Source organism: Collimonas sp. OK307, assembly GCF_900113705.1.
Classification (GTDB): domain Bacteria; phylum Pseudomonadota; class Gammaproteobacteria; order Burkholderiales; family Burkholderiaceae_D; genus Collimonas.
The window spans coordinates 99,541-122,057 of record NZ_FOQI01000001.1; the positions used below are offsets into that span (position 1 = coordinate 99,541).

Consider the following 22,517-nt stretch of genomic DNA (forward strand, 5'->3'; position numbering starts at 1 on the left):
TAAATAACACTCTATCTGAAAGAAGACGATGACATTCCAAGCACTGCTCGCCAGCAAGACAGGTGACAAGATCACCACCAGCGTGGTTTCGCTGAGTGAACCGGACCTCATGCCCGGGGACGTCGTGGTCGACGTCGATTACTCCACAGTGAACTACAAGGACGCGATAGCCATCACCGGCCGCGCGGAGGTAATTCGCCAGTTCCCGTTGATTCCCGGTATCGACTTCGCCGGCACAGTCAAGACTTCTTCCTACCCCGGCATAGCTGCTGGCGACCGCGTCGTCGCCAATGGCTGGGGCTTAAGCCAAACCCATCACGGTGGCTATGCGCAGCAGGCGCGCGTGAAAGGTGAGTGGCTGGTCAAGCTCCCTGCAGCCTTGTCCACCAAAGACGCGATGGCCATCGGAACGGCGGGGTACACGGCGATGCTGTCGGTGCTGGCGCTTGAGCATGGCGGGCTCACGCCCCAGCATGGCGACGTTCTCGTGACGGGCGCCAATGGCGGCGTCGGTTCCATCGCCATCGCCCTCCTGTCCGGTCTCGGTTACCGGGTCGTTGCCTCCACAGGGCGAATGGAGGAAAGCGACTATCTGCGCAGCCTGGGGGCAGCCGACATCATTGATCGCCGGACGCTTTCGAAGTCAGGGGCGCCGATCGCCAATGAAAGGTGGGCCGGCGCCGTCGACTCGGTCGGCAGCCACACGCTGGCCAACGTGTTGGCACAGACAAAGTATCGAGGCGTGGTCACCGCTTGCGGTCTGGCCCAGGGCATGGATCTTCCGGCCTCGGTGCTGCCTTTCATCCTGCGCAATGTGACGCTGGCCGGCATCGATTCGGTCAATGCACCCCAACAGGTGCGCATCGAGGCTTGGTCACGGTTGGCGCGGGACCTGGATTTGGACAAGCTCGCGCGAACGACACATGTGGTCGGCCTTACCGAGGTGCACGCAGTCATTGAGCGATTGTTCGCAGGAAAAGTCCAGGGCCGTACCGTTGTTGACGTCAACGCATGAGTACGCAGAGGTCTCTTCCTGTGAACATGAGCATTCGCAGCGTGGCGAGGCTGTCCGCACTTGTTTTCTTTGCCCTGGCGCTCTTGCATGTTACGCATATCAGGCAATCCAGCCATTGAGAAAAGACTGCACCTACCGGCGTGCCATGCCACGCTATTCACAAACCTAACTACGTCAGTAACAAGGAAAACCATGAAAGCACTCACCTTCAAACGCTATGGCAAGTCGCCCGGCATCGGGATCTCGGACGTTCCCCGCCCAACGCTCAAGCCCAACGAACTGCTGGTTCAGGTCCACGCTGCGGGCGTGAACCCGATCGACAACATAATCCCCACCGGCGTCTTCAAACCCGTCGTTCGGTTCCAGCTTCCGGCTACGCTGGGCAGCGATCTGGCCGGCGTGGTGACGGAGGTCGGCAGCAGCGTGACTCGCTTCAGACCCGGCGATGCAGTCTTCGCCAGCATCTTCGACCTGGGTACGGGCTCGATCGCCGAGTTCGCGGTGGTACCGGAGAGCGCTGCCGCGATGAAGCCGGCCAACCTGGACTTCGTGCAGGCGGCATCGATCCCGATGGTTGGGCTCACCTCGTGGCAAGCGCTGAAGGAACGCGCCAATCTTCGGGCCGGTCAAAAAGTGTTCATCCCGGCAGGCTCCGGCGGTATTGGCACGTTTGCGATTCAGCTGGCAAAACACCTGGGCGCCAAGGTGGGAACGACCACCAGCACGGGCAACGTCGAACTGGTGAGCAGCCTTGGCGCAGACGAGGTGGTCGACTACAAGAAGCAGGAGTTCGAGAAAGTGCTACGAGGCTACGACGCGGTGCTTGGCACGGTCAGGGGTGACGCGTTAGAGAAAGCCATCAATATCCTCAAGCCGCGGGGCACGATAGTATCTCTGGTCGGGCCACTGGACGCGGCATTCGCTCGCGCTCGACGGCTGAACTTCTTCCTGACGTTCGTGTTCGGCTTGATGAGCCGCAAGATCATGCGCCTGGCGAAAAAGCGGGAAGTCACTTACTCATTTTTGTTCGTGCGTCCCGATGGCGATCAACTCGCCAAAATCGGCGAACTCCTCGAGAGAGAGAGCATCCGGCCGGTGATCGACAAGGTGTTTCCATTCGAGCAAGCAAAGGACGCCCTTGGATACCTTGCCCAGGGGCGTTCCAGGGGCAAGGTCGTCATCAAGATGTGATAGAGGCGATCAGCAACCGCAAAGTCCCCGAATAACCTAGCTAGCGTCATTTTTTACACGATAAGGAGAACGATTTGAGTACATACACAACCGCCAACATTGGCAAACGCGCGCTGGTGACCGGAGCATCCAGCGGCATTGGCGCGGCAATCGCGCGTGAGCTCGCGGCGCTCGGCGTTGATCTCGTGCTGACGGCGCGGCGCCGCGACGCACTTGATGCGGTCGCCGCGACCTGCAAGGGAGTGAAAGTCGAGATTGTCACCGCAGATCTCGGCAGGCCCGATGCGGCGCGCGCGCTGTGGGACGCCGCGATCGCCGGTGGCCCGATCGACATCCTGATCAATAACGCCGGATTCGGCTATTTCCGCCGGTTCGACGAGGTTGACTGGGCGCGCGACGCAGAGCTCGTCCAACTCAACATGACCTCGCTCGTCCAGCTCGCGCGGTACTTCGTCGACGCGCGCAAGGCAAGCACCGAGCCTGCGCACATGGTGAACATCGCGTCGACCGGCGCGTACCAGTCAGTGCCGAACATGGCGCTGTACGCCGCGTCGAAGGCGTTCGTCCGCAACTTCAGCGAGGGCCTCCATGACGAGCACCGCAGCACGCCGCTATCGGTGACCTGCATCTGCCCTGGCGGCACCGAAACCGCGTTCCACGCCGCGTCCGGCGGGGGCGACTACTCGTGGATTGCGAACGCGTCGACGAAAAGCGCGGAGTTCGTGGCGCACGCCGCGATCCGCGCGATGCTGCGCGGATCGCGTACGGTTGTGCCCGGCCTGTTCAATAAGCTGTCGTGCTTCGGTGTGCGCTTCTTGACGCGGCGGTTCGCGTCGCGGGTTGCGACTCAAGTGCTAGGCAAGCCGCGGTTCGTGCTGCCAGCGCGAAGAGGGACTTGATAGAAGCGGGCAATTATCAAAGAGAACCTCGAAGCGGAGCCAGCTCGAAAACTCAAGGAAGATTACGACAACGTAAGTCGTCGTTTTTTTGCCGGTGTGCAACGGCGCCACGAGGAGGTAAACGAATTCCGGACGCTCTAATTCAGACCTTTGGCCGACTGCTTGCCAGGGTGGTTGAGCTGAACCCATATCGAGGCACCCTGATCGGTCGCAGCGGCACAATATCTTTAGGGTGTGGACCACGTTGACCAGGGGGAGGCATGTTATGATAACAGTGTTATAGCATTACTCTAAATCCTGATGACCATTGATAGTTCACTCCCAGACCCCCGCAGGCGCCTTGTCGAAGCCGCCATTCGTTTGCTCACGAGGAGCGGCCCGTCTGAAGTAAAGGCGCGTTCGGTGTCGAGCGAGGCAGAACTATCCACCATGGGCGTCTACACCCATTTCGGCGGCGTGCCCGAATTGCTGCAAGCGGTGGCCGACGAAGGTTTCAGTCGGCAGGCCGCCGTTTTCGGCAGGCTGCCGGAGACTGCTGATCCCATGGCCGATCTGTGCGCAATGGCACTGGCCTGCCACGACTTTGCGCGAAGTAATCCGCATTTGTATGACCTGATGTTCGGGCTGTCGATCCACGGTCGATACAGTCCTTCACGCGGCGAGGCGGGACCCATATTGAGTGGGCAGTCGGCGTCGTTTCAAGAGGCCTATGCCTATTTGCATGATGGCTGTGTGCGGTTAGTGAATACCAGGTGCGTGCGCCAGGCTGATCCCGATCTTATTGCCTTGCAGTTCTGGAGCACCTTACACGGCTTCATCATGCTCGATCTTGCCGGCCACTTTGACAATGTGGCCGATCCTTCTTCCGACATCTTATTGCCGATGTGCATCAATTTGGTTGTCGGCTTGGGCACGAAACGCGGCCGGGCCGACATCTCCGCAGCTGACGCCAAGGCAATGTGGGCAAGCACCCAACGTAGCAAGACCAGTAAAGCCCTCACCCAATAAGCAACTACCGCGTTGAAATAACGCAGATCCAGCCTTGAAATTGGAAAATAACAGTGTTATGCTTTAGCATAACGATGTTATTTATAACGGTAATTAGGTACCAAGAGGAGACACAGCATGAAGAACAAGCAGATCCGTTCCGGCGGGCTGAACGTGGAGGTTCGCGGCCCGGTTTTGATCGTGCGGCTGGACGGTGGTCCGCACGGGCTGATGGGACTGGCGATGGCAGATGCACTGGCGGCGCTGGTGGACGAAGTGGAATCCGATCGCGCGGTCAGGGCAGTAGTGCTGACCGGGACCCATCCGGGCCGCTTCATCGGTCATGCCGACGTGCGCTGGTTGCAAGAAGGGGGAACCACGATACCGCCCATTGGTCACGGCATTGCTTCGGCGGTGGCCCGCACTGCCGCCGTTGTGCGTCGCGTGCCGGGTGTGGCCCAAGTGGCATCCGTCACGCCGTTGGGCGGCGCCATGGAGCTCGACAAGCTGCACGATACCTTCTTGCGGATGAATCGATGCGGCGTGATCTTCATCGCTGCCCTGAATGGCTCAGCGCTGGGGCTGGGCAGTGAATTGGCGCAGGCCTGCGACGTGCGGCTGATGGCCGATGGCGATTTCTTCATTGGCCAGCCTGAAGTCTTACTTGGCATCCATCCGGGCGGTGGGGGCACACAGCGCCTGACGCGGCTGGTTGGCGCCCATCGTGCGCTAATGATGATGCTTGAAGGGCGGCCGGTATCGCCCGCCAAGGCGCTGGATATTGGACTGGTCGACGAGGTGGTGGCACCAGATGCACTGCTGGAGCGCGCCGTGGAGATGGGCCTTTACCTGGGTGCGCGGCCGCGTGATGCGGTCGGCACCATTAAGCGTAGTGTGTATCTGGGTGGCTCGATGTCGCTGGAAGAGGGGCTGCACGTTGAGCGCACCGAGTTCCTTACCATACTCCCGGGCGAAAACGCGCAAGCGCTGATGATCGAATACATGGAGCGCACCGAGCGCGATGGCGACTTGCCGTTGTACGACCCGGCCATCTACGACGATGCCCTGAAGAGTGGACATTTTCCCTTCACAAGCCACCGTACGATCAAATAACCGTCATGGCACAGACTCCTTATAAATTCACCCGCCGCGACATTCGTTTCAGTTCCGGCGAAGCGTTCTGCTCCGCGTGGCTGTATCTGCCGGTCGGGGTCAAGCGGCCGCCTGTAGTGGTGCTTGGGCACGGCCTCGGTGCCGTGCGTGAAATGCGGCTGGATGCTTATTCCGAACGGTTCGCCGCGGCGGGCATCGCCACGCTGGCATTCACCTATCGATATTTCGGCGACAGTGGCGGTACGCCGCGCCAGTTGATGTCGGTCCGGCGCCAGTTGGCGGACTGGGATGCTGCGCTCGATTTCGTCAAGGCTTGCCCAGAGATCGATGGCAGCCGCGTTGCGATCTGGGGCAGTTCCTTCGGCGGTGGCCATGCAATCCAGGTGGCCAGTCGCCACCCGGAACTGTTGGCAGCCGTCAGCCAGTGTCCGTTCACCGACGGACTTGAATCGGCTGCGGCGCTGGGGGTACGGGCCTCGCTGCAGATCACGCCAGTGGTCATGCGCGACTTCGCGGCGCGACTGTTTGGGCGACCGCCAGTGATGGTTCCGATCGCGGCCTTGCCTGGCCAGCCGGCGTTGATGAACGCTCATGACGCCTTGCCGGGTTATCTGGCCCTGATGCCCAAGGGGATGGCATTCATCAACCGTGTGGCGGCTCGGGTGATACCGGAAATCGCCAGTTACCGTCCAGGGCGTCGTGCGGCAAGAGTCAAGCTGCCTATTTTGTTTTGCGTCAGCCGAACCGACACCGTGACTCCACCGGAGCGCACTGTTGCCATGGCTGGGCGCGCGCCGCGCGGCGAAATCAAACTCTATGACTGTGGCCACTTCGACTTCTATCTGGGCGAGCACTTTGAACGGGCCGTGTCGGATCAGACGGAATTTTTGGCGCGACACCTGTTTACGCCGTCGGCACCTTGAGCGACGCGACTGTTCAATATTTTTTTGAGAGAGTAATTATGCGATTTTCCAAACTTCCAGACCTACGCGCGGCGCAGGCGCCAGAGGGGACGTGCATAGCGGATGCCACGATCAGCTTGTCCAACAGTGAGTTCTATTCCAAGGTGTTGGTGGCAGCTGGCGTCTTCGCGGACGTCGGCGTAGGCGCAGGGGACGTGGTGGCCGTCATGCTGCCCAATCAGATCGAATTTGTCGTGGCTATGTTTGCTGCCTGGCGGCTGGGTGCAGCAATAACCCCGATCAATCCGAACCTCACGACCCAGGAGGCAACCCATCAAATGAACGATTCCGGCGCCAAACTACTGATCAACGTCAGTGGCGCTGCAGTGGTCAGTCATGTGCAATCCATTCCATCGGCCGCGCTTCATGACGGGGGACATTGTGCCGACGCGCCTGTTGATGATCCCGCTGCCCTGGCGTTGCTGATTTATACCAGCGGCACCACCGGCCTGCCAAAGGGAGTGATGTTAGATCAGACAAATATTGCAGCAATGGCGGACATGTCGTGTCAAGAGATGCAGATCGGAGCGGCCGATCACTGTCTGCTGGTACTGCCGTTATTTCACGTCAACGGCATCGTGGCCAGTATCCTGACGCCACTCCTGGCCGGCGGCCGGGTAACGATCCGCAGCCGCTTCGACATCGAGACGTTCTTCTCCGATGTCGAGCTGCTGCGACCGACGTATTTTTCCGCCGTGCCTACCATCTATGCGCTGCTCAATGCTTTGCCGGAGCAAGTGAAACCAGATACGTCCAGCTTGCGCTACGGTATTTGCGGCGCGGCGCCGGCGCCGGCCGAATTGCTCCCCAACTTCGAAGCGCGTTACGGTTTCCCGGTGGTCGAAGGCTATGGCCTGTCCGAAGGCACCTGTGCATCCACCATCAATCCTTTTAACGGCACACGCAAAGCTGGCACTGTGGGCCTGCCGTTCATCGGCCAACGCATCGCGATTGCAGATGCCAGCGGCCACCATCTGCCGCCGGGTGAGACGGGGGAGGTGCTGGTGCAAGGTCCGAACGTCATGCGCGGATACTTGGGTAAGCCGGAGGAAACGGCAAAGACCATCATTGACGGTTGGCTGCACACCGGCGACCTCGGACGCATCGATGCCGACGGCTACCTGTCCATCGTCGGGCGCATAAAGGAAATGATCATCCGCGGAGGCGAGAATATCTACCCCAAGGAAATCGAGGATGTGCTGTCCTCCTTCCCCGGTGTAATGGAAACGGCGGTGATCGGTGCACCCCACGAAACGCTGGGCGAAATCGTGGTGGCCTATGTCTCTTATCGTGCCGGACAGGGCGGCACGCTTGCGGAATTGAACGAGCATTGCGCCGCGCGGCTCACGCGCTACAAGCTGCCCGCGGCCATTCACGTGATAGCTAGCCTGCCTAAAAACGCGGTGGGCAAGATCGACAAGCGGCAATTGCGCGCCATGTTGAAACAGCAAAACGCATGACACGCTCCGAAGACCATTGACATGAAACCTCACATCACTGCGATGTCCGGAGCGATTCCGGCTGTGCCGTTGGCCGCAATCGCTCCGGGACAGCGCCCAACAATCTTCGTAACGGGCGCCGCGTCCGGGATAGGTCGCGCCTGCGCCGAACTGTTCGCCCGGCGCGGCTGGTTTGTCGGCTTGTACGATCTGAACGTGGATGGCGCGGCCGCAGTCGCCGCAACGCTGGGGCTGGGCAACACCGTCCACGGTGCACTCGATGTGAGTGATTCCGATGCGTGGGAGCGGGCGCTGGCCCATTTCTGGGCGCACAGCGGCCAGCGACTCGACGTATTGCTCAATAATGCCGGCATCTTGACCGTCGGTGCGTTCGCAAGCGTGCCGCTGGCCAAGCACCGTGCCATGCTGGGTGTGAACGTGGAGGGCATGATCGCCGGCTGCCACCGCGCCTTTGGCTATCTGCGGCAGACCCCTAGTGCGCGAGTGATCAACATGGCCTCCGCCACGGCAATCTATGGCCAGCCGGAGTTGGTGACCTACTCGGCGTGCAAATTCGCCGTGCGCGGATTTACCGAAGGACTGGACCTTGAATGGAGCCGGATCGGCATCCGGGTCAGCGATATCTGGCCCAGTTTTGTCCGGACAGCGATGGCTGATGGCTTCGATCACATCGGCAGCGCTAAATCGCTAGGCATCCGGCTGACGCCTGCCGACGTCGCCGCCACTGTATGGAGATGTGCGACGACCCGGAGACTCATTCATAAGACCCATTGGACAGTCGGTCTTCAGGCCGGATTGCTGTCGCTCGGGACGCGTTTCGCGCCGACTGCACTCACGCGATGGATCGTCCAGAAATTGGCGCTGTGACCCACCAATTCATCCGGGAAAAGGATTTTCAACAGCACACCAATGAGCAATTCATTGATGGTTGATATCGGTTGCCGGTCGTTTTGAATATAAAAAAAATTCATCAGATACATCAGGAGACAAAATAAAATGCAAGCGAAAAAACTCATTACCTCTGTTGTCGCAGTGTTGCCAATTGCCTCGACGTTGTGTGGCGCAGCGTATGCCGACGATATTGACAATAATTCGGTCAGGATTGGATATGCCAAGGTTCGGTTCAATATTCAATCTGGGGATCTGACTGGACCACCGGGAACGACGCCACCTGGTCTTAAGATCGGAGCTAAGGACTTAGACATCTTGGCTATTAGCTATGAGCGGCGTCTGTCCAGTAACTGGGCGGCTCAATTACAGGTAGGGATTCCTCCTATTCTTACAGCCGTTGGTGCAGGAGTTGCGACGCCCGTGGGAACAGTCGCGAAGGCGCGTATCTGGTTTCCGACCGCTATGGTGCGCTACACCTTCGTCGACTTTCCCGTCATCCGACCGTACGTGGGGATGGGCATGACCTACACTTTTTTCACTGATCAGCGGTCAAGCCCCGCCTATACAAACGCATTTCAAGGTAGCAGCAGCGCTATCAACTTGAAAAGTGCTTTAGGACCTTATGCAAGGGTAGGTTTTGAGTATCCGATTGACCAGCAATGGTGCATCAATATGGAGTACTCCACGTTTCGCCTAAAAACCTCGGCGACTGTTGTCACACAGACGCCGGGTATTGGTGCGATCGCCCGGCAAGTCGCTATCAAGGACTCTCCGCACATATTCGGCTTAACCATCGGTTATAAATTCTGACGTATAGCCAGTTTATTTTTTTAAACCTTCAACCGGACAGTAGCATGACCAAGATTGCATTCGACTTCGATTGGCTGGTGATCGGCTCGGGCTTCGGCGGTAGCGTGTCGGCGTTGCGTTTGGCGGAAAAGGGCTATCGCGTCGGCGTGTTCGAGCGCGGCCGACGCTTTCAAGACGAAGATCTGCCTAAGTCGACGTGGCAACTGCACAAGTTTTTGTGGGCTCCCGCTATAGGCTTAAGGGGTGTCATGCGCATGAAAGTCTTCCGGCATGTCTTTTTTCCAAGTCAATCCGGTGTCGGCGGTGGGAGCACTGTGTACGGCGGTGTACTGTACCGTGCCCGCCCAGAGTTTTTCGCAAACGCGCAATGGCGTGAACTCGGTAACTGGGACGGGTTATTGCAGCCGCACTACGATACGGCCGAACGCATGCTTGGCGTCAAGACTGTCCCATTCGACTCAACCAATCAACAACTGGCGCGGGATATGGCGCGACATTTCGGGAGCGAAGAGAGATTTTCCCGCTCTCCAACCGGGGTGTTTTTCGGAGAGCCCGGCAAGACGGTCAAGGATCCCTATTTTGGAGGTGAAGGTCCTGACCGTACCGGATGCACGCGGTGTGGCGCCTGCATGGTCGGTTGTCGTGTAGGTGCTGTGAATTCACTGTTGAAGAACTACCTGTGGTTTGCAGAAAAACGCGGAGCACGGATCCTGGCTGAGCGTGAGGTCGTTGATGTACGTCCCTTGGGAGCTCCCGATGGCAGTGAAGGCTATCACGTGACCACGCAGCGTCCCGGCGCTTGGTTCGCCCGGAATCGCCAGACCCATACTGCGCACGGATTGGTTTTCGCGGGTGGGGCGCTGGGTACCAACGAATTGCTGGCCAACTGCAAACTGGGCGGCTCGCTACCCCGCGTCAGTGACCGTCTCGGCGAATTGGTGCGTACCAACAGCGAGTCGGTTCTGAACGTGCGTTTACCCAAGGATATCAAGACGTGGAACGATGTCACTGCCAGCAGCAGTGTGCATGTCGATCAGAACACCCATATAGAGTTTCTCACCTACGGTCGCAACGCCGACTTCATGAGCCTGATGTACACGGTGTTGGTTGGCAACGGAGGGCGCTTGACCCGGCCATTAAAATGGTTGACCAACATTGCATTGCACCCTGTGAACTGGCTCAAGACAGTATGGCCGGTGGGCTGGAGTCGGCATATGGTGACACTGCTGGTGATGCAGACGCTAGACAACGCGATCGCGCTGCGTCCCAGGAAGCGTTGGTTGGGGCGGGGCTACCGCCTCGTTACCCAGCAGAATCGCGACAAACCAACCCCGACTTACATCGAAGTGGCTAACAAAGCTGCTCAGTGGCTGGCCCGACATACAGGTGGTATTGCCCAAAGCAACGTGCTGGAGGCGCTGGCCGACATTCCGACCACCGCCCATGTGCTGGGCGGTGCCGTTATTGGGCTCGATGCCTCAGCCGGCGTGATTGATCGGCATTTGCGGGTATTTGGCTACCAGAACATGCTGGTCTGCGACGGTGCCGCGATGCCGGCCAACCCCGGTGTCAATCCGGCGCTGACTATCACCGCGTTGGCAGAGTATGCAATGGCGCAGATTCCGACTGTGGGGCAGGGGACATTTTAGGGAACAGATCACGGCCCGTCCCGGCGTACGAGTACACTGGGAGCATGGCGCCGCGCTCGACAACATCCGCATCTATGGAAATCGAACACTGGAGAATAGAATGAAGGCATTCGTAATTGACCGATATGGCAGCAGCAACGTAGTTCGCGCGAGCGAGATGCCGGAGCCGGAACTGCGCGACGATGATGTGCTGGTCCAAATTCATGCCGCCAGCGTCAATCCGCTGGATCTGAAAATACGCAGCGGCGCGCTCAAATTAGTACTGCCTTACCGCTTGCCGCTGATACTCGGGAATGATCTGGCCGGGGTCGTTGTCCGTGTGGGCGCGCGCGTGCGAAGTTTCAAGCCGGGTGACGAAGTGTATACGCGACCGGGGCAGGACCGAATCGGCGCTTTCGCCGAATACATTGCAGTTCGCGAGGATACGCTGGCGCTCAAGCCGGCGACACTCAATATGGAAGACGCCGCATCCATTCCGCTGGTCGGCTTGACGGGATGGCAGGCGCTGATCGAGAAGGCGAACCTGAAGAAGGGGCAGAAAGTGCTGATCCACGCGGGCTCCGGTGGCGTCGGCACTTTTGCCATTCAGCTAGCGAAACATCTGGGGGCGTACATCGCTACCACTACCAGTGCCGCGAACCGCGATTGGGTCAAGCGCTTGGGCGCCGATGTCGTCATCGACTACAAACATACAGATTTTGAGGCCGTGCTCCATGACTACGACGTCGTGCTGGACACGCAGGGCGGTGCAACCCTGATGAAATCAATCAGTGTGCTCAAGCCTGGTGGTAAGTTGATTTCGATTTCCGGCCCTCCGGATCCAGATTTTGCCAGAGCGAGCGGCGCGCCATGGTTCGTCAGAGTGGCCATGGGCATGCTCAGTTATCGGATCAGAAAACTGGCAAAACGCCATCAAGTCAGCTATGTCTTTTTGTTTATGAGCGCCAATGGCGAGCAACTGCAGCAAATCGCTGAACTGATAGATGCCGGGACCATCCGCGCCGTGGTGGACAAGATCTTTCCGTTCGCCTCCACCCCGGAAGCGCTGGACTATGTTGAGACGGGCCGTGCCAAAGGCAAGGTCGTGATCAAGGTGTGTGCTTAGCAGGAGGCTGCATCGAAGAGCGCAGTAACGTTACGGGCAACCGCATTATGGGGAACAGATTCATGCAAGAGAATGGGCAGCTAAAAACGCCTGAAGACATTAAGGTCATCGCCTTCGATGTATTTGGAACGGTGGTTGATTGGCATAAGAGCATCATGCGGGAAATTTGCCTGATGAATCTGGATGTCGACCCCGACAAATTCGCACTGGCGTGGCGGGCCGGCTATATGCCGGCCATGCAACAGGTGATGTCCGGAGAGCTTGGTTGGACGTCGATCGACGATCTTCACAGAATGATACTGGATGATCTTCTTGCGAAATTCAACGTAACGCACTTAAGGGAGGATCAAAAGCGACATTTGAATAAGGCCTGGCATCGACTTGAGGCCTGGCCGGACACGGTGACGGGACTGCGGCGGCTGAAATCGCAATACACGATTTGCACCTTATCGAACGGCAATATTGGATTACTCGCCAATATGGCCAAACATGCCTCCTTGCCATGGGACTGTATCCTTTCGGCCGAAGTATTTCATAAGTACAAGCCAGACCCGGCGACTTACCTGGGCGTAGCGAATATATTCGATGTCGAGCCAGGCGAGGTGATGTTGGTCGCGGCCCATCAAGATGATTTGGCGCATGCCCGCGCGTGCGGATTGAAGACCGCCTACATCGAAAGGCCGCTGGAATATGGTCCTTCTCAAATCAAGGATGTGTCTCCGCACGCCAGCAACACGCTTCATGCAAAGGATCTGGTGGAGCTTGCGAGTGTTCTCAATTGTTGAGCGAGCAACTGGACAAATTAGTCGGGATCTGCGGTTTGCCGATCTGACTCTTCCAAAATAAATTGAACCGCTCAGCGGCAAGGATAACCGGCATGGTCTGCCCTGCAGCTTCCGGCACCATCAGAACAGATACTTATATCCCAAGTCGAGAAATCATCTTCGATGATCTCTTTAGTGCTCTTGCTTTTTGCTAGGCTGCAAGTATTCCGTCAATCCTTGGAACCACATCACCTCAACAAAGTCGCCGCTGATTGTGAGGTCTTCTTTATGCAACGCTGCCAAAAAGGCTTCTTTGCTATCCTTTGCGGAAAGTGTCGCAAAACCCCTGGCAGCATCTCTGAAGGACATGGTGAAATTTGGTGCCTTGGTAATTCCGGCGACAGAACTCACTGCGCCGTTCTCTATGATGAAATAACGACCAATCCCTCCAAGAGTTCTTATCTGGAATATCAGCTTCTTGCCCTGTACATACTTGGCGCACGCCGGGTTATTTCTGACAGCTCTCTGCAGTAACTTCGTTAGGACCCACAGTAAAAATTTGAACTTTAGCATGATTGTTTTTTCCTAATCCACGTGCTATTAAAATGACTTGAGCAAGGTTTTGTACATTTCTCGGTATTACTCTTCGAGAAACTGAATGGCGTGTCTTAAGAAGCGTTCAGGGTACTGGAATTGAGCCGCATGGCCAGCATCGGGATAAATGAATAACTGCGCATTCGGAATGTTCTGGGCCATGTGCCAGGAATTAATTGTCGGAACCATCACGTCGTTCACGCCGTTAAGGATGAACGTCGGCTGCTTGATTTCGCGCAAGTGAGCGAATGGCTCTTTGGGATCGAGTTTCGGCAAGTAGTACATGTTTGCCTCAATCTGAGCCTGTATTACTTCCGGGGAACTGGGAGGGTCTTGGTCTGCACGTTGATGACGGCGGGTCCAGAAGTCGCGCCCGGCCTTTTGCGCGGCCTCGGACCGACCAAAGAACAAGAACAAGAAATCCTCCACGGTCGGGACTGGGCGCGGAGCGGCCTCCAGCACACCCGGATCTGAATCCGGATTTCCGCCACGGGGACCGGTGCCGAGCAGCATGAGTTTGCGGACCAGATCAGGATGACGTCGCGTCAGGTCCTGAGCCTGAAAGCCACCCAGGGAGAAACCTAAAACATCGACCTTGCGCAGACCGAGTGCTCGTATGACCGCTGCTGCGTCGTCGGCCATATGCTCCATTCGAGTGCGGGGCTTGCCGGAAGAGGATGCAATGCCTCGACCGTTATAGAGGATCACTTCGCGTCCTGCCGCCAGGCCGTCTGTCATGAGGGGATCCCAGTGATCCATGCCTCCGCGAAAATGTTGAAGAAAGAATAGCGGCGGCTGTCCTGTAGTACTGTTGCCCCAGCGGCGATAGGCGAATTTATCTCCATCCACTTCTACGAAGTGGGTTGGGGCGGTGAGGTGGGTATCGTTCATGTTCTGATCTTCCTGTTGGTAACGGTAAGCATTGATATGAGAGCCATTGTTATTGTTGCGCGACGAGATCTCTGGCTGAAACGGCGTTTGTCCCATCGGGCCTCAGAGTCCTATCGCGCAAGAAATTCGAGTGCCGCAAGCACGAATTCCTCATGGAACTGAAACACCCCGCCATGGCCTGCGTCGGGATAGATGACGAGAGTGCTGTTCGGAAGCCGCCGAGCCAAGTCATGCGTATTTGTGGTTGGGACCATTCGATCATTGTCGCCATTGACGATGAGGACGGGGTTCTTGACCACTGATAGATCAGCAGGCTCTTTTTGCCCCCAGGCCTTCAACGCCTGTAACTGCGCGAAGTACGCGCTAAATGTGATCTCTTTGTCACGGTTCTCCGTGCGTTCCTTCAACCGCGCCAGAAACGCCTTGCCGGCCGCGATGCCGTTGGGAGTGCGGGTGAAGAACAGGTATTGTTTCGGATCCTGGAACGTAATGAGGCCGTGGAGAAGTTCGAAATTCGACACTCCGGAGACATCACTGATGCCCTTACCGCCGGCCGGCCCAGTTCCCGCGAGTATCATTTTGCGGACGAGTTGCGGATCTTTCAACACAATTTCCTGGGAAATCATTCCACCCATCGAAAAGCCGAAGAGGTCAACTTGGTTGAATCCCATCGCTTTGATGAAGGTGGTGGCATCGTCTGCCATTTGCTCTATCGTTTTGGGTGATGCGCCGCTCGATGCTCCGACGCCTCGGTTATCGAAAACGACTACGTGATGCTTCGCAGCAATGCCGTCCACGACTCGGGGGTCCCAGTTGTCCAGGACGGCAGCCAAGTGGCCAAGAAACACTACTGGCGTACCGCCATTTTGCTTTCCTAGCTCCCGGTATGCGAATTCAACTCCACCAGCAGAGATGAATTGCGTTGGCACGGTTTTCCAGTTGACCTCCAACGCTTGTTCGATCGGCGGTTTGCTGATCTTCGCGCTGTCGAGTGAATCATTGCTTGCGCCAACCACCGCTAAATTGCTATCGGGTGAACCGTTACTTGCACCCGCAGCCTGTGAAATGAATGGTGTGGCCAGGGTGAGTGCCAGTACGCTTGCTTTCAATAAATGACGCTTCAGTAAATAACGCATTGCATGGATCTCCAGAGTTTAAAATTTCTCGATGTGTTACTGCGGCTCCTGCCGCAAGACACCTTGGACAAAAGGTCCGCGCCTTATTACGCGAACCTGGAATGGCGCCTGCGCCGCGCGCCGTGAAGTCGGCATACTGGGCAGGCGCGACGGCTGATTCAACAGATTGATGTCAGGCGAACGAGGCTTGGCCATGGCGAATTCTCAAAGGAGTGGTTTCAAGGACGGCTTTTGCTGGAACGTGGGACATCGCGTGCTCGGTCAGCGCCGTGATGGTCAGGCTAGGGTTCACACCTAGGTTGGCGCTGAGCATGGAGCCGTCGCAAACCAACATGTTCTGGTAGCCGAAGACGCGGTTTTGCACGTCGATCACGCCGCGCTCTGGAGAGTCAGCCATCGCGCAGCCGCCAATGCAGTGCGCCGTGGTCGGAATGTTGAACAGGATCTCTGTCAACAAGGTCAAGGGAGTGCCGCCAAGTGCTTTGGCACCTTTTTCGACAAACGCATTCGCGTCGGGGAGATACGCGGGAAGCGGCGCGCCTTCCGTGCATAGCAGCTTGCTGAACGGCCAGTACCAGCGACGCTTGAGCCGCAGGTCGATGTAGCCATCCAATGTTTGCATCACCACCAACAGCATGGTCTGGCGCGCAAAGCCGATCGGGTTGTGCGCACGCAGCGCCTTCAACGGATGGCTCAGCAAAGTCCACAGCCAAATGAGAATGCGGCTCCAGCCGGCGCGTCCGCCGGTCAGCAGGGTCATCATCATCCCCGTCGCATCCGAGCCCTCGGGATAGCGTACTACCCCGATGTGGGTGTGCTCATCGATGTAGATGGCGGCGCCGCCAGCAACGCCTGGCGACATGCTCATGTCGTTCCCGGGAAAACGCACGCCAATGAGGGACTCTGCGTTGGTACGAACGCGATTGCCGAGATCGTCGCTGATGCGCGGCAGCGAACCGCGCTGCTTGAGCCGGAACAAGAGTTCGACCGTTCCCAATGATGAAGCAGCGAAGACCACGCTGCGGCACCGAAAGCTGCGCCGTTGCTTGTTGAACACGGCGGTGGAGCATTCGGTGTGAACCTCGTAACCGTCGCTGCCGTCCAGCTTGCCATTGAGAGGGCGCACGTCCACCACCTTCGTCTCAGCAAAGACCTGAGCGCCACGCTTTTCAGCGAAGTAGAGGTAGTTTTTGTCCAGCGTGTTCTTGGCGTTGTGCTTGCAACCTACCATGCAGCCGCCACAGCCAACGCAAGTGCCACGCTCAGGGCCTTCGCCGCCGAAGTAGGGGTCTGGGTAGGTCTTGCCGCCAGCTTCTCCCTCTGGTGCAAAGAAGGTGCCCACGCGGCCACTGTAGTAGGTGTCGCCCACGCCGTATATGTCTGCCATCCTCTTGAGCCGAAAGTCGGCCTCGCCCAGCAGCTTATTGGCGGTAACACCCAGCATGCGCTCCGCGGTGGTGTAGTGCTGTGGCATGATGCGACTCCAGTCCTTCAGGCCGGCCCAAGAACCCTGGCCCCACACTTTGAGAGATGGAACGAGCAGGGCGTTGGCGTAGGTGATGGAGCCGCCGCCAACCGCGTTGCCGCACAAAACCATCATGTGGCGGAACAGCCGCAAGTTATAGAAGCCGAACATCCGCACACCCGGTCGCCAGATCCAGCGCCGCGCATCCCAGTTGGACTTGGGAAAATCCGTTGCGTTCCAGCGCCGCCCCATCTCCATGACGCCGACGGAGTAGCCCTTTTCGGTAAGGCGGCACGCTGATACGCTGCCGCCGAAACCCGAACCGATGACGATGTAGTCGAAGTCGTAGGAAGCATTCATTGCGAGTTCCTCGGGGCTGCGCCGGTGGTACTCTTTATTCGCGCATACGTATGCAGGATGTACATGGTTTGTCTCCGTTTGATTTTTTTTATTAGGCGTGAAAAACCGCCTCTCATAATTCGCCTATGCCCGAGCACGTAGACGTCGGGTCCGGAACGTGCCCCAACCGCTCATCACAAGTGTTTTCAGAAAGGCCCATAAACCACTTTCGTTGGGTCGCGGCTCGCCACCATTGGCGATTCGTTTTACCTGTAGGGTGTACCAGAGGACTTCCATAATGCCCAGGCGATCAATCTGCTTTATCCCCGTCTTGATCGGGCGTACACGCCGCTTGCTGTCCCGCCCTTGCAACAACGCCATTGGCGCATCAGGATCGATGACCATCAGCCGCGCCATGCCGATGACGTCGACAGCCCCAGAGCGAAGCGCGGCGTTCATACCGGTTGCGCTGCGAAAGCCTCCGGTGACCATTAGAGGTACCGTCACTGTGGCGCGCACCTTTTCAGCAAATTCGATGAAGTAAGCTTCGCGCGCAATGGTGGACGCTTTTTGCGGCTGGGCGACACCTGTTTCGTAGGTCCCGCCTGATATCTCGACAAGGTCGATTCCTGCATCGACTAGCGCCTGAACTGTCGCCAGCGACTCCTCTTCGGTGAATCCTCCACGCTGGAAATCCGCCGAATTGAGCTTAATGGCGACGGGAAAGTCCGAACCAACCTGCCGCCGAATCTCGGAGTAGACGGCCAGCACGAAGCGGCGCCGCTTTTCGGGAGTGCCGCCCCATTCGTCATTGCGCTGATTGTGGTGCGGCGACAGGAATTGATTGATCAGATAACCATGCGCTCCGTGGATTTGCACGCCGCTGAAGCCGGCTTTCTTGCAGATGGCAGCACTGCGTCCGAAGCGTTGGATGATGTCCTCGATCTCAGCAGAAGTGGCCTCACGCGGGGTCTCAAAGAGCGCTGTCAGATCCTTGCTGAATGGCACAGCCGATGGCGCGAGATTGCTGACATTCAGACCTTTGGCCGACTGCTTGCCAGGGTGGTTGAGTTGAACCCATATCGAGGCACCATGATCGGTTGCCGCCCGCGCCCATTGTCGAAGCAAAGGCAGATCTGCCTCGTTCTCGATTACCACGTTGCCGGGCTCGCCCAGCGCCCTGCGGTCGATCATTACGTTCCCGGTGATGAGCAATCCGACGCCTGAGGATGCCCAGCGTCGGTATAGCCGGACGAGATGCGGTGTCGGATTGTTGGCATAGGTGGCCAGAGTCTCGCTCGTTGCCGCCTTCGCTAAGCGGTTGCGGATGACGTAGCCATTCTGCAGGAGCAGGGGCCGGGTCAACAAGTCGGTATCAATAGAGGAAAAATCAGCCATGTTGGAACCTCATGTATTTCGGGATGGGGCATTGTCAGTCTGAGGCGCAAATATTCTGCCGCTCACAGCCAAGGCCAATACTTTTTAAAAGTATGATCGTAATTTAATAAGACCAAAAAATAAGGCGCCCAAATATCTGCAACCCTGGATCGGACGCCAACAGGTCCAGAGTGATTTCGCTACTTGCGAATATTATAGACAGACTTCGCTAGCAACTGCTGTCGATCGCCCGTGTTAATTTATTCAACAACCTCAAAATTGTCCCTGCCGATTTGTTACTGCTGCCTTCGAACGATTGCGAGTCCAGCCTCAATTCCACCCTCAAGAATTTGGTCTGACATTGCTTTGTCACTTACCGCGCGTGCGAGCTGCAAAGTGCCGACCATCATGCCGAAAAGCGCAGCTGCATCTTTGCGCTGGGTAATGGGGTCGCGTCCTGGCAAATTATTGGCGATAAAATCGAGAAATTCGCCAATTTTACGAGTGAACAAGTCGCGGGTTTCCTCGGGGTGACGGGCTATTTCGGCAACCAACGCAGCTGTTGGGCAACCCTCATCAGCAGCGTCGCGCGCCTGAGGACTGAGGTAGTCACGAATCCCTTGTTCCAGCCCCAAGCCTTCCGCTGATGCTGCAATCATCGCTTGAAGCCTGCGGTTTAAGGTGTCGACGATAACCTCCTGGAGCAAATCTTCCTTCGACTTGAAGTGGACGTAAAAGGCACCATTGGTAAGGTCTGCGTCATACATAATTCCGGCCAAGCCAACCGCCGCAACTCCCTCGCCACGGAAACGCCGCGAGGCGACTTCGAGAATGCGCGAGCGCGTCAGTTCTTTTTGTCCCTTTACGTAACGCATAGAAGTTGTTCTTTCTCATTGAATTATGATCGCACGTTTAAAGTATACTCATAATTTAATGGGAGTCAAGCTTTTTTGCGTGTGATAAATAGGGGGAGTGTGCCTCAGAAAAGAGAAAGGTCGCGCGTTAAGTTGTAGTGGCTCGCGCCTGTCCCCAACAATAGACCGGATGAAAGACCGCTCCTGCCTCCAGTCCGGCCAATTCGACTCAGGCGATATACGCGGGGTTGCAGGGCGAGCTGGGACAAGGCTGTGCGCTCGATCTGACAGTCGATTGTCGCGAAGGGGCAGAAGAGTGATCTGGATCCTACAGCGCCTTGTTGTGGTCCGTTGATTGAGAGGTGTCCGTTTTAATCATTCTGTACAGAACGATGCCGAATTGTAAGTATGATTACTATTTTTGCACTAATATCATTGCACGCCAACCTATTGATTGCACTCATGTCGACGCCAATCACCTACAACCCTGAAGCGCCTGATGTTCTGATAGATAAGGAACTCTCGAAGGACCCGCAACTAGCAATCAGCAAGGGACTGTCCTGGTTCGATCGAGACCGGGAGCTGTTTCGGTTTCGAGGGGCGCGCCTGCTAAGCAGCACGTTTTTGTAGGAGAATTAGTTCGGAGCGCTCTTTATTCTTTCTTTTCAACGGCGACTATAACTTTGCTTCTACATCATAACTTCGCATAATTTGTATTATGTCAAATCGTCGTCGCAGATACACAAGGCTATTTGCAGTACGCACAGCGCTCAAACGTAAATGTATCGGGTTAAACAACGTAAAGCCGTCGAGCGCTGCAACGTGAATGTGTCAGGTTAACTAGATGAGTTCGAGATGATCATTTCGCCGACGACCGAACTCCGAATACTGGTCTTTTGGTAGTAGCAGGATACTCGCCGCGTGACTAGACTTCTCATTGCTTATTCAAGCGTCGCAGTATTTAACGTACCTCTACCATTCACCAAGAAAGGCCAATATCATGTCCAAGAAAATCGAACGTGAAGAAATCAGCTCGCGCCGCAAATTACTGGTCTCCGCAGCAGGCGTTGCTGCTGGCGCGGCCACCGCCGTTCTGGCATCTTCGAACGCCGTTGCGGCGCCCGCCACACCGGCGTCTGGCGCCAGTGTCGGCAAACACACGGGCAACACAGTCACAACCAAAGACGGCACGCTGATTCATTACAAGGACTGGGGAACCGGCCCGGTTGTCGTTTTCAGCCATGGCTGGCCACTGCAGGGCGACGCTTGGGAAGACCAAATGATGTTTCTGGCCACTAACGGCTATCGCGTAATTGCGCATGATCGTCGCGGACATGGTCTGTCGAGCCAACCTTGGACAGGCAACGATATGGACACATATGCCGACGATCTGGCAACACTAATGGATACATTGGACTTGAAAGGCGCGACTATGGTCGGCCACTCCACCGGTGGTGGCGAGGTAGCGCGTTACATCGGACGCCATGGAAGCAAGCGGGTCGCCAAGGCGGTGCTAGTAGGTGCAGTGCCTCCGCAAATGGTTAAATCCGCCAATAATCCTAACGGTTTGCCGATGTCCGTATTCGACGGCATTCGGAGTTCGGTTCTGGCCGATCGCTCACAATTCTTCAAGGACTTGACGACCCCGTTTTACGGTTACAACCGCCCTGGCTCCAAGCCTTCCCAAGGTGTCCGCGATACATTCTGGGCTCAAGGCATGCAGTGCGGGATTAAAAACGCGTACGATTGCATCAAACAATTTTCGGAAACCGACTTCACCGAAGATTTGAAGAAAATGGATATGCCAACTCTGATCGTCCATGGCAGCGATGACCAAATTGTGCCCATCGATACGTCCGGAAAGGCTTCTGCGAAAATCGTCAAAAACGCGAAGTTGCTTATCTATGAGGGCGCACCTCATGGTTTGCCAACTACTCACAAAGATAAATTGAATGCAGATTTGCTCGCATTCTTGAAGTCCTAAACGATGCATGGTCGGCGCTGTAACTCATACAGTGCCGACTAGAAAGAGAATCGTGCGAGGCAACTCACAAATCTCGACGCATGACAGCGCTGATTATTTCGGCTCGTTGAAATCGACGTGCTGACGAAAAATTTCCTCTACCCAATCGGCGAATAATCGAAGCTTTGCCACATTTCTTCGGTTTTGTGGATATAACAATGATATCGGCATGGGTACTGGCAACCATTGAGAAAAGACTTCCACCAAATCACCGCTGTCTAGATATTCTCGTACCTGGTAACGTGCCGGCTGCATCAGGCCGAGACCCTGAAGACCGCAAGTAACATGAGCATCGGCGTCATTTACCGAGACGAAGCTCGTCATCTCGACTTTTACCACCTCCCCCTCCACCTGGAAGTCCCAATCGAACGCCCGTCCGGTTCTTCCAGAACAGTGTGTCACCATGCGATGGTGCTGCAGTTCGTCAATCGTGCGGGGGGTACCGTAACGTTTCAAGTAAGATGGCGACGCGCAAGTGACGAACTGCATGCAGCCAATCTGTCGGCCGACAAGAGAAGAGTCTTGCAGGGTCCCGGCACGCAGAGCGCAATCGACACCCTCCTGTGTCATGTCAACCAAGCGGTCCGTGAGGCTTAAGACCAGTTCCAACTCAGGGTACGCATCATAGAACTCGGCAATGCGAGGAAGCACCACATGGCGTCCAACGGCGCCCGGCATATCGAGACGTAGCTTACCCTTAGGCCCCGTCTGGCTATGATCACGAAAACTGCTTTCAACCTCCTCGATAGCGGCAAGGATTTCGGTACATTTTTCAAAATACTCGGCGCCATCCGGCGTCAGGGACAGGCGGCGAGTAGATCTTTGCAAAAGCCGGGTTCCCAGAAAAGCCTCCAGGTTTTGCAATGTCGCAGTCAATGACGCACGTTGCAAATTTAACGTTTCGGCTGCTTTCGAAAAACTGTTGGCCTCAACAATTCGGACGAAGGTCTGCATAGCTTTCAGGCGATCCACGAAGCTCTCCTCAAGATTGG

The 22,517-nt window shown here is 56.7% G+C and carries 21 protein-coding genes; 13 read left to right on the forward strand and 8 right to left on the reverse strand.

Annotation, left to right across the window (positions count from 1 at the left end):
• The first annotated feature begins 28 nt into the window (after positions 1-28).
• The 12 genes from BM205_RS00515 to BM205_RS00570 all read left to right on the forward strand — a co-directional run bounded on the left by BM205_RS00515 (position 29) and on the right by BM205_RS00570 (position 12,867).
• A complete protein-coding gene (locus BM205_RS00515) occupies positions 29-1,015 on the forward strand; it encodes an acrylyl-CoA reductase (NADPH) (protein WP_092411730.1) in 987 nt (328 codons plus the stop codon).
• Positions 1,016-1,207: 192 nt separating this feature from the next.
• On the forward strand, positions 1,208-2,206 hold the full coding sequence (locus BM205_RS00520) for an NADP-dependent oxidoreductase (protein ID WP_092411731.1): 999 nt from the start codon (positions 1,208-1,210) through the stop codon (positions 2,204-2,206).
• Positions 2,207-2,280: 74 nt separating this feature from the next.
• Positions 2,281-3,105, forward strand: coding sequence for an SDR family NAD(P)-dependent oxidoreductase (locus tag BM205_RS00525; RefSeq protein ID WP_092411732.1), 825 nt, complete (start codon positions 2,281-2,283; stop codon positions 3,103-3,105).
• 429 nt (positions 3,106-3,534) lie between these two features.
• Entirely contained in the window at positions 3,535-4,113 is a 579-nt protein-coding gene (locus BM205_RS00530; RefSeq protein WP_254783672.1) for a TetR-like C-terminal domain-containing protein, read from the forward strand.
• Between the two features lie 153 nt (positions 4,114-4,266).
• On the forward strand, positions 4,267-5,205 hold the full coding sequence (locus BM205_RS00535; RefSeq protein ID WP_254783673.1) for an enoyl-CoA hydratase/isomerase family protein: 939 nt from the start codon (positions 4,267-4,269) through the stop codon (positions 5,203-5,205).
• A gap of 5 nt (positions 5,206-5,210) precedes the next feature.
• Positions 5,211-6,128 (forward strand): alpha/beta hydrolase, encoded by a 918-nt coding sequence (locus tag BM205_RS00540; protein WP_092411735.1) that lies wholly within the window; start codon positions 5,211-5,213, stop codon positions 6,126-6,128.
• Positions 6,129-6,166: 38 nt separating this feature from the next.
• Complete coding sequence (locus tag BM205_RS00545; RefSeq protein ID WP_092411736.1) at positions 6,167-7,627, forward strand: class I adenylate-forming enzyme family protein; 1,461 nt, start codon at positions 6,167-6,169, stop codon at positions 7,625-7,627.
• Positions 7,628-7,648: 21 nt separating this feature from the next.
• Positions 7,649-8,494 carry an SDR family oxidoreductase gene (locus BM205_RS00550; RefSeq protein ID WP_254783674.1) on the forward strand — a complete coding sequence of 282 codons (846 nt, stop codon included), beginning with the start codon at positions 7,649-7,651 and terminating at the stop codon, positions 8,492-8,494.
• Positions 8,495-8,623: 129 nt separating this feature from the next.
• Complete coding sequence (locus BM205_RS00555) at positions 8,624-9,328, forward strand: OmpW/AlkL family protein (RefSeq protein ID WP_092411737.1); 705 nt, start codon at positions 8,624-8,626, stop codon at positions 9,326-9,328.
• A 44-nt stretch (positions 9,329-9,372) separates the two neighbouring features.
• Complete coding sequence (locus BM205_RS00560) at positions 9,373-10,977, forward strand: FAD-dependent oxidoreductase (protein ID WP_092411738.1); 1,605 nt, start codon at positions 9,373-9,375, stop codon at positions 10,975-10,977.
• A 100-nt stretch (positions 10,978-11,077) separates the two neighbouring features.
• Positions 11,078-12,082: an NADP-dependent oxidoreductase gene (locus BM205_RS00565; protein WP_092411739.1), complete on the forward strand. Its 1,005-nt coding sequence runs from the start codon at positions 11,078-11,080 to the stop codon at positions 12,080-12,082.
• A gap of 62 nt (positions 12,083-12,144) precedes the next feature.
• Entirely contained in the window at positions 12,145-12,867 is a 723-nt protein-coding gene (locus tag BM205_RS00570; RefSeq protein ID WP_092412596.1) for a haloacid dehalogenase type II, read from the forward strand.
• Positions 12,868-13,038: 171 nt separating this feature from the next.
• Here the strand turns inward: BM205_RS00570 and BM205_RS00575 are convergent, their stop codons facing one another.
• From BM205_RS00575 to BM205_RS00600, 7 genes are all read right to left on the reverse strand, one after another.
• A complete protein-coding gene (locus BM205_RS00575; protein ID WP_092411740.1) occupies positions 13,039-13,419 on the reverse strand; it encodes a helicase in 381 nt (126 codons plus the stop codon).
• A gap of 66 nt (positions 13,420-13,485) precedes the next feature.
• Complete coding sequence (locus BM205_RS00580) at positions 13,486-14,331, reverse strand: alpha/beta fold hydrolase (RefSeq protein ID WP_092412598.1); 846 nt, start codon at positions 14,329-14,331, stop codon at positions 13,486-13,488.
• Positions 14,332-14,441: 110 nt separating this feature from the next.
• Positions 14,442-15,467, reverse strand: coding sequence for an alpha/beta fold hydrolase (locus tag BM205_RS00585; protein ID WP_092411741.1), 1,026 nt, complete (start codon positions 15,465-15,467; stop codon positions 14,442-14,444).
• Positions 15,468-15,503: 36 nt separating this feature from the next.
• Positions 15,504-15,662 (reverse strand): hypothetical protein, encoded by a 159-nt coding sequence (locus tag BM205_RS24185; RefSeq protein WP_175511103.1) that lies wholly within the window; start codon positions 15,660-15,662, stop codon positions 15,504-15,506.
• On the reverse strand, positions 15,640-17,292 hold the full coding sequence (locus BM205_RS00590) for a GMC oxidoreductase (RefSeq protein ID WP_092411742.1): 1,653 nt from the start codon (positions 17,290-17,292) through the stop codon (positions 15,640-15,642). Before BM205_RS00590 ends, BM205_RS24185 begins: the two co-directional genes overlap by 23 nt.
• Positions 17,293-17,415: 123 nt before the next feature.
• A complete protein-coding gene (locus BM205_RS00595) occupies positions 17,416-18,669 on the reverse strand; it encodes an NADH:flavin oxidoreductase/NADH oxidase family protein (RefSeq protein ID WP_092411743.1) in 1,254 nt (417 codons plus the stop codon).
• A gap of 275 nt (positions 18,670-18,944) precedes the next feature.
• A complete protein-coding gene (locus BM205_RS00600; protein WP_092411744.1) occupies positions 18,945-19,523 on the reverse strand; it encodes a TetR/AcrR family transcriptional regulator in 579 nt (192 codons plus the stop codon).
• Between the two features lie 979 nt (positions 19,524-20,502).
• Between BM205_RS00600 and BM205_RS00610 the strand changes: the two genes are divergently transcribed.
• Entirely contained in the window at positions 20,503-21,486 is a 984-nt protein-coding gene (locus tag BM205_RS00610; RefSeq protein ID WP_092411746.1) for an alpha/beta fold hydrolase, read from the forward strand.
• A gap of 93 nt (positions 21,487-21,579) precedes the next feature.
• Here the strand turns inward: BM205_RS00610 and BM205_RS00615 are convergent, their stop codons facing one another.
• Positions 21,580-22,497 carry a LysR family transcriptional regulator gene (locus BM205_RS00615; protein ID WP_092412600.1) on the reverse strand — a complete coding sequence of 306 codons (918 nt, stop codon included), beginning with the start codon at positions 22,495-22,497 and terminating at the stop codon, positions 21,580-21,582.
• Positions 22,498-22,517: the final 20 nt, after the last annotated feature.

Excerpts from the sequence above, each read along its gene's own strand:
- BM205_RS24185 (WP_175511103.1), bottom strand. The coding sequence starts at position 15,662 with ATGGCCAAGCCTCGTTCGCCTGACATCAATCTGTTGAATCAGCCGTCG.
- BM205_RS00600 (WP_092411744.1), bottom strand. The coding sequence starts at position 19,523 with ATGCGTTACGTAAAGGGACAAAAAGAACTGACGCGCTCGCGCATTCTC.
- BM205_RS00570 (WP_092412596.1), top strand. The coding sequence starts at position 12,145 with ATGCAAGAGAATGGGCAGCTAAAAACGCCTGAAGACATTAAGGTCATC.
- BM205_RS00595 (WP_092411743.1), bottom strand. The coding sequence starts at position 18,669 with ATGGCTGATTTTTCCTCTATTGATACCGACTTGTTGACCCGGCCCCTG.
- BM205_RS00565 (WP_092411739.1), top strand. The coding sequence starts at position 11,078 with ATGAAGGCATTCGTAATTGACCGATATGGCAGCAGCAACGTAGTTCGC.
- BM205_RS00555 (WP_092411737.1), top strand. The coding sequence starts at position 8,624 with ATGCAAGCGAAAAAACTCATTACCTCTGTTGTCGCAGTGTTGCCAATT.
- BM205_RS00550 (WP_254783674.1), top strand. The coding sequence starts at position 7,649 with ATGAAACCTCACATCACTGCGATGTCCGGAGCGATTCCGGCTGTGCCG.
- BM205_RS00515 (WP_092411730.1), top strand. The coding sequence starts at position 29 with ATGACATTCCAAGCACTGCTCGCCAGCAAGACAGGTGACAAGATCACC.
- BM205_RS00520 (WP_092411731.1), top strand. The coding sequence starts at position 1,208 with ATGAAAGCACTCACCTTCAAACGCTATGGCAAGTCGCCCGGCATCGGG.
- BM205_RS00580 (WP_092412598.1), bottom strand. The coding sequence starts at position 14,331 with ATGAACGATACCCACCTCACCGCCCCAACCCACTTCGTAGAAGTGGAT.
- BM205_RS00560 (WP_092411738.1), top strand. The coding sequence starts at position 9,373 with ATGACCAAGATTGCATTCGACTTCGATTGGCTGGTGATCGGCTCGGGC.
- BM205_RS00610 (WP_092411746.1), top strand. The coding sequence starts at position 20,503 with ATGTCCAAGAAAATCGAACGTGAAGAAATCAGCTCGCGCCGCAAATTA.
- BM205_RS00575 (WP_092411740.1), bottom strand. The coding sequence starts at position 13,419 with ATGCTAAAGTTCAAATTTTTACTGTGGGTCCTAACGAAGTTACTGCAG.
- BM205_RS00590 (WP_092411742.1), bottom strand. The coding sequence starts at position 17,292 with ATGAATGCTTCCTACGACTTCGACTACATCGTCATCGGTTCGGGTTTC.
- BM205_RS00540 (WP_092411735.1), top strand. The coding sequence starts at position 5,211 with ATGGCACAGACTCCTTATAAATTCACCCGCCGCGACATTCGTTTCAGT.
- BM205_RS00530 (WP_254783672.1), top strand. The coding sequence starts at position 3,535 with ATGGGCGTCTACACCCATTTCGGCGGCGTGCCCGAATTGCTGCAAGCG.
- BM205_RS00585 (WP_092411741.1), bottom strand. The coding sequence starts at position 15,467 with ATGCGTTATTTACTGAAGCGTCATTTATTGAAAGCAAGCGTACTGGCA.
- BM205_RS00545 (WP_092411736.1), top strand. The coding sequence starts at position 6,167 with ATGCGATTTTCCAAACTTCCAGACCTACGCGCGGCGCAGGCGCCAGAG.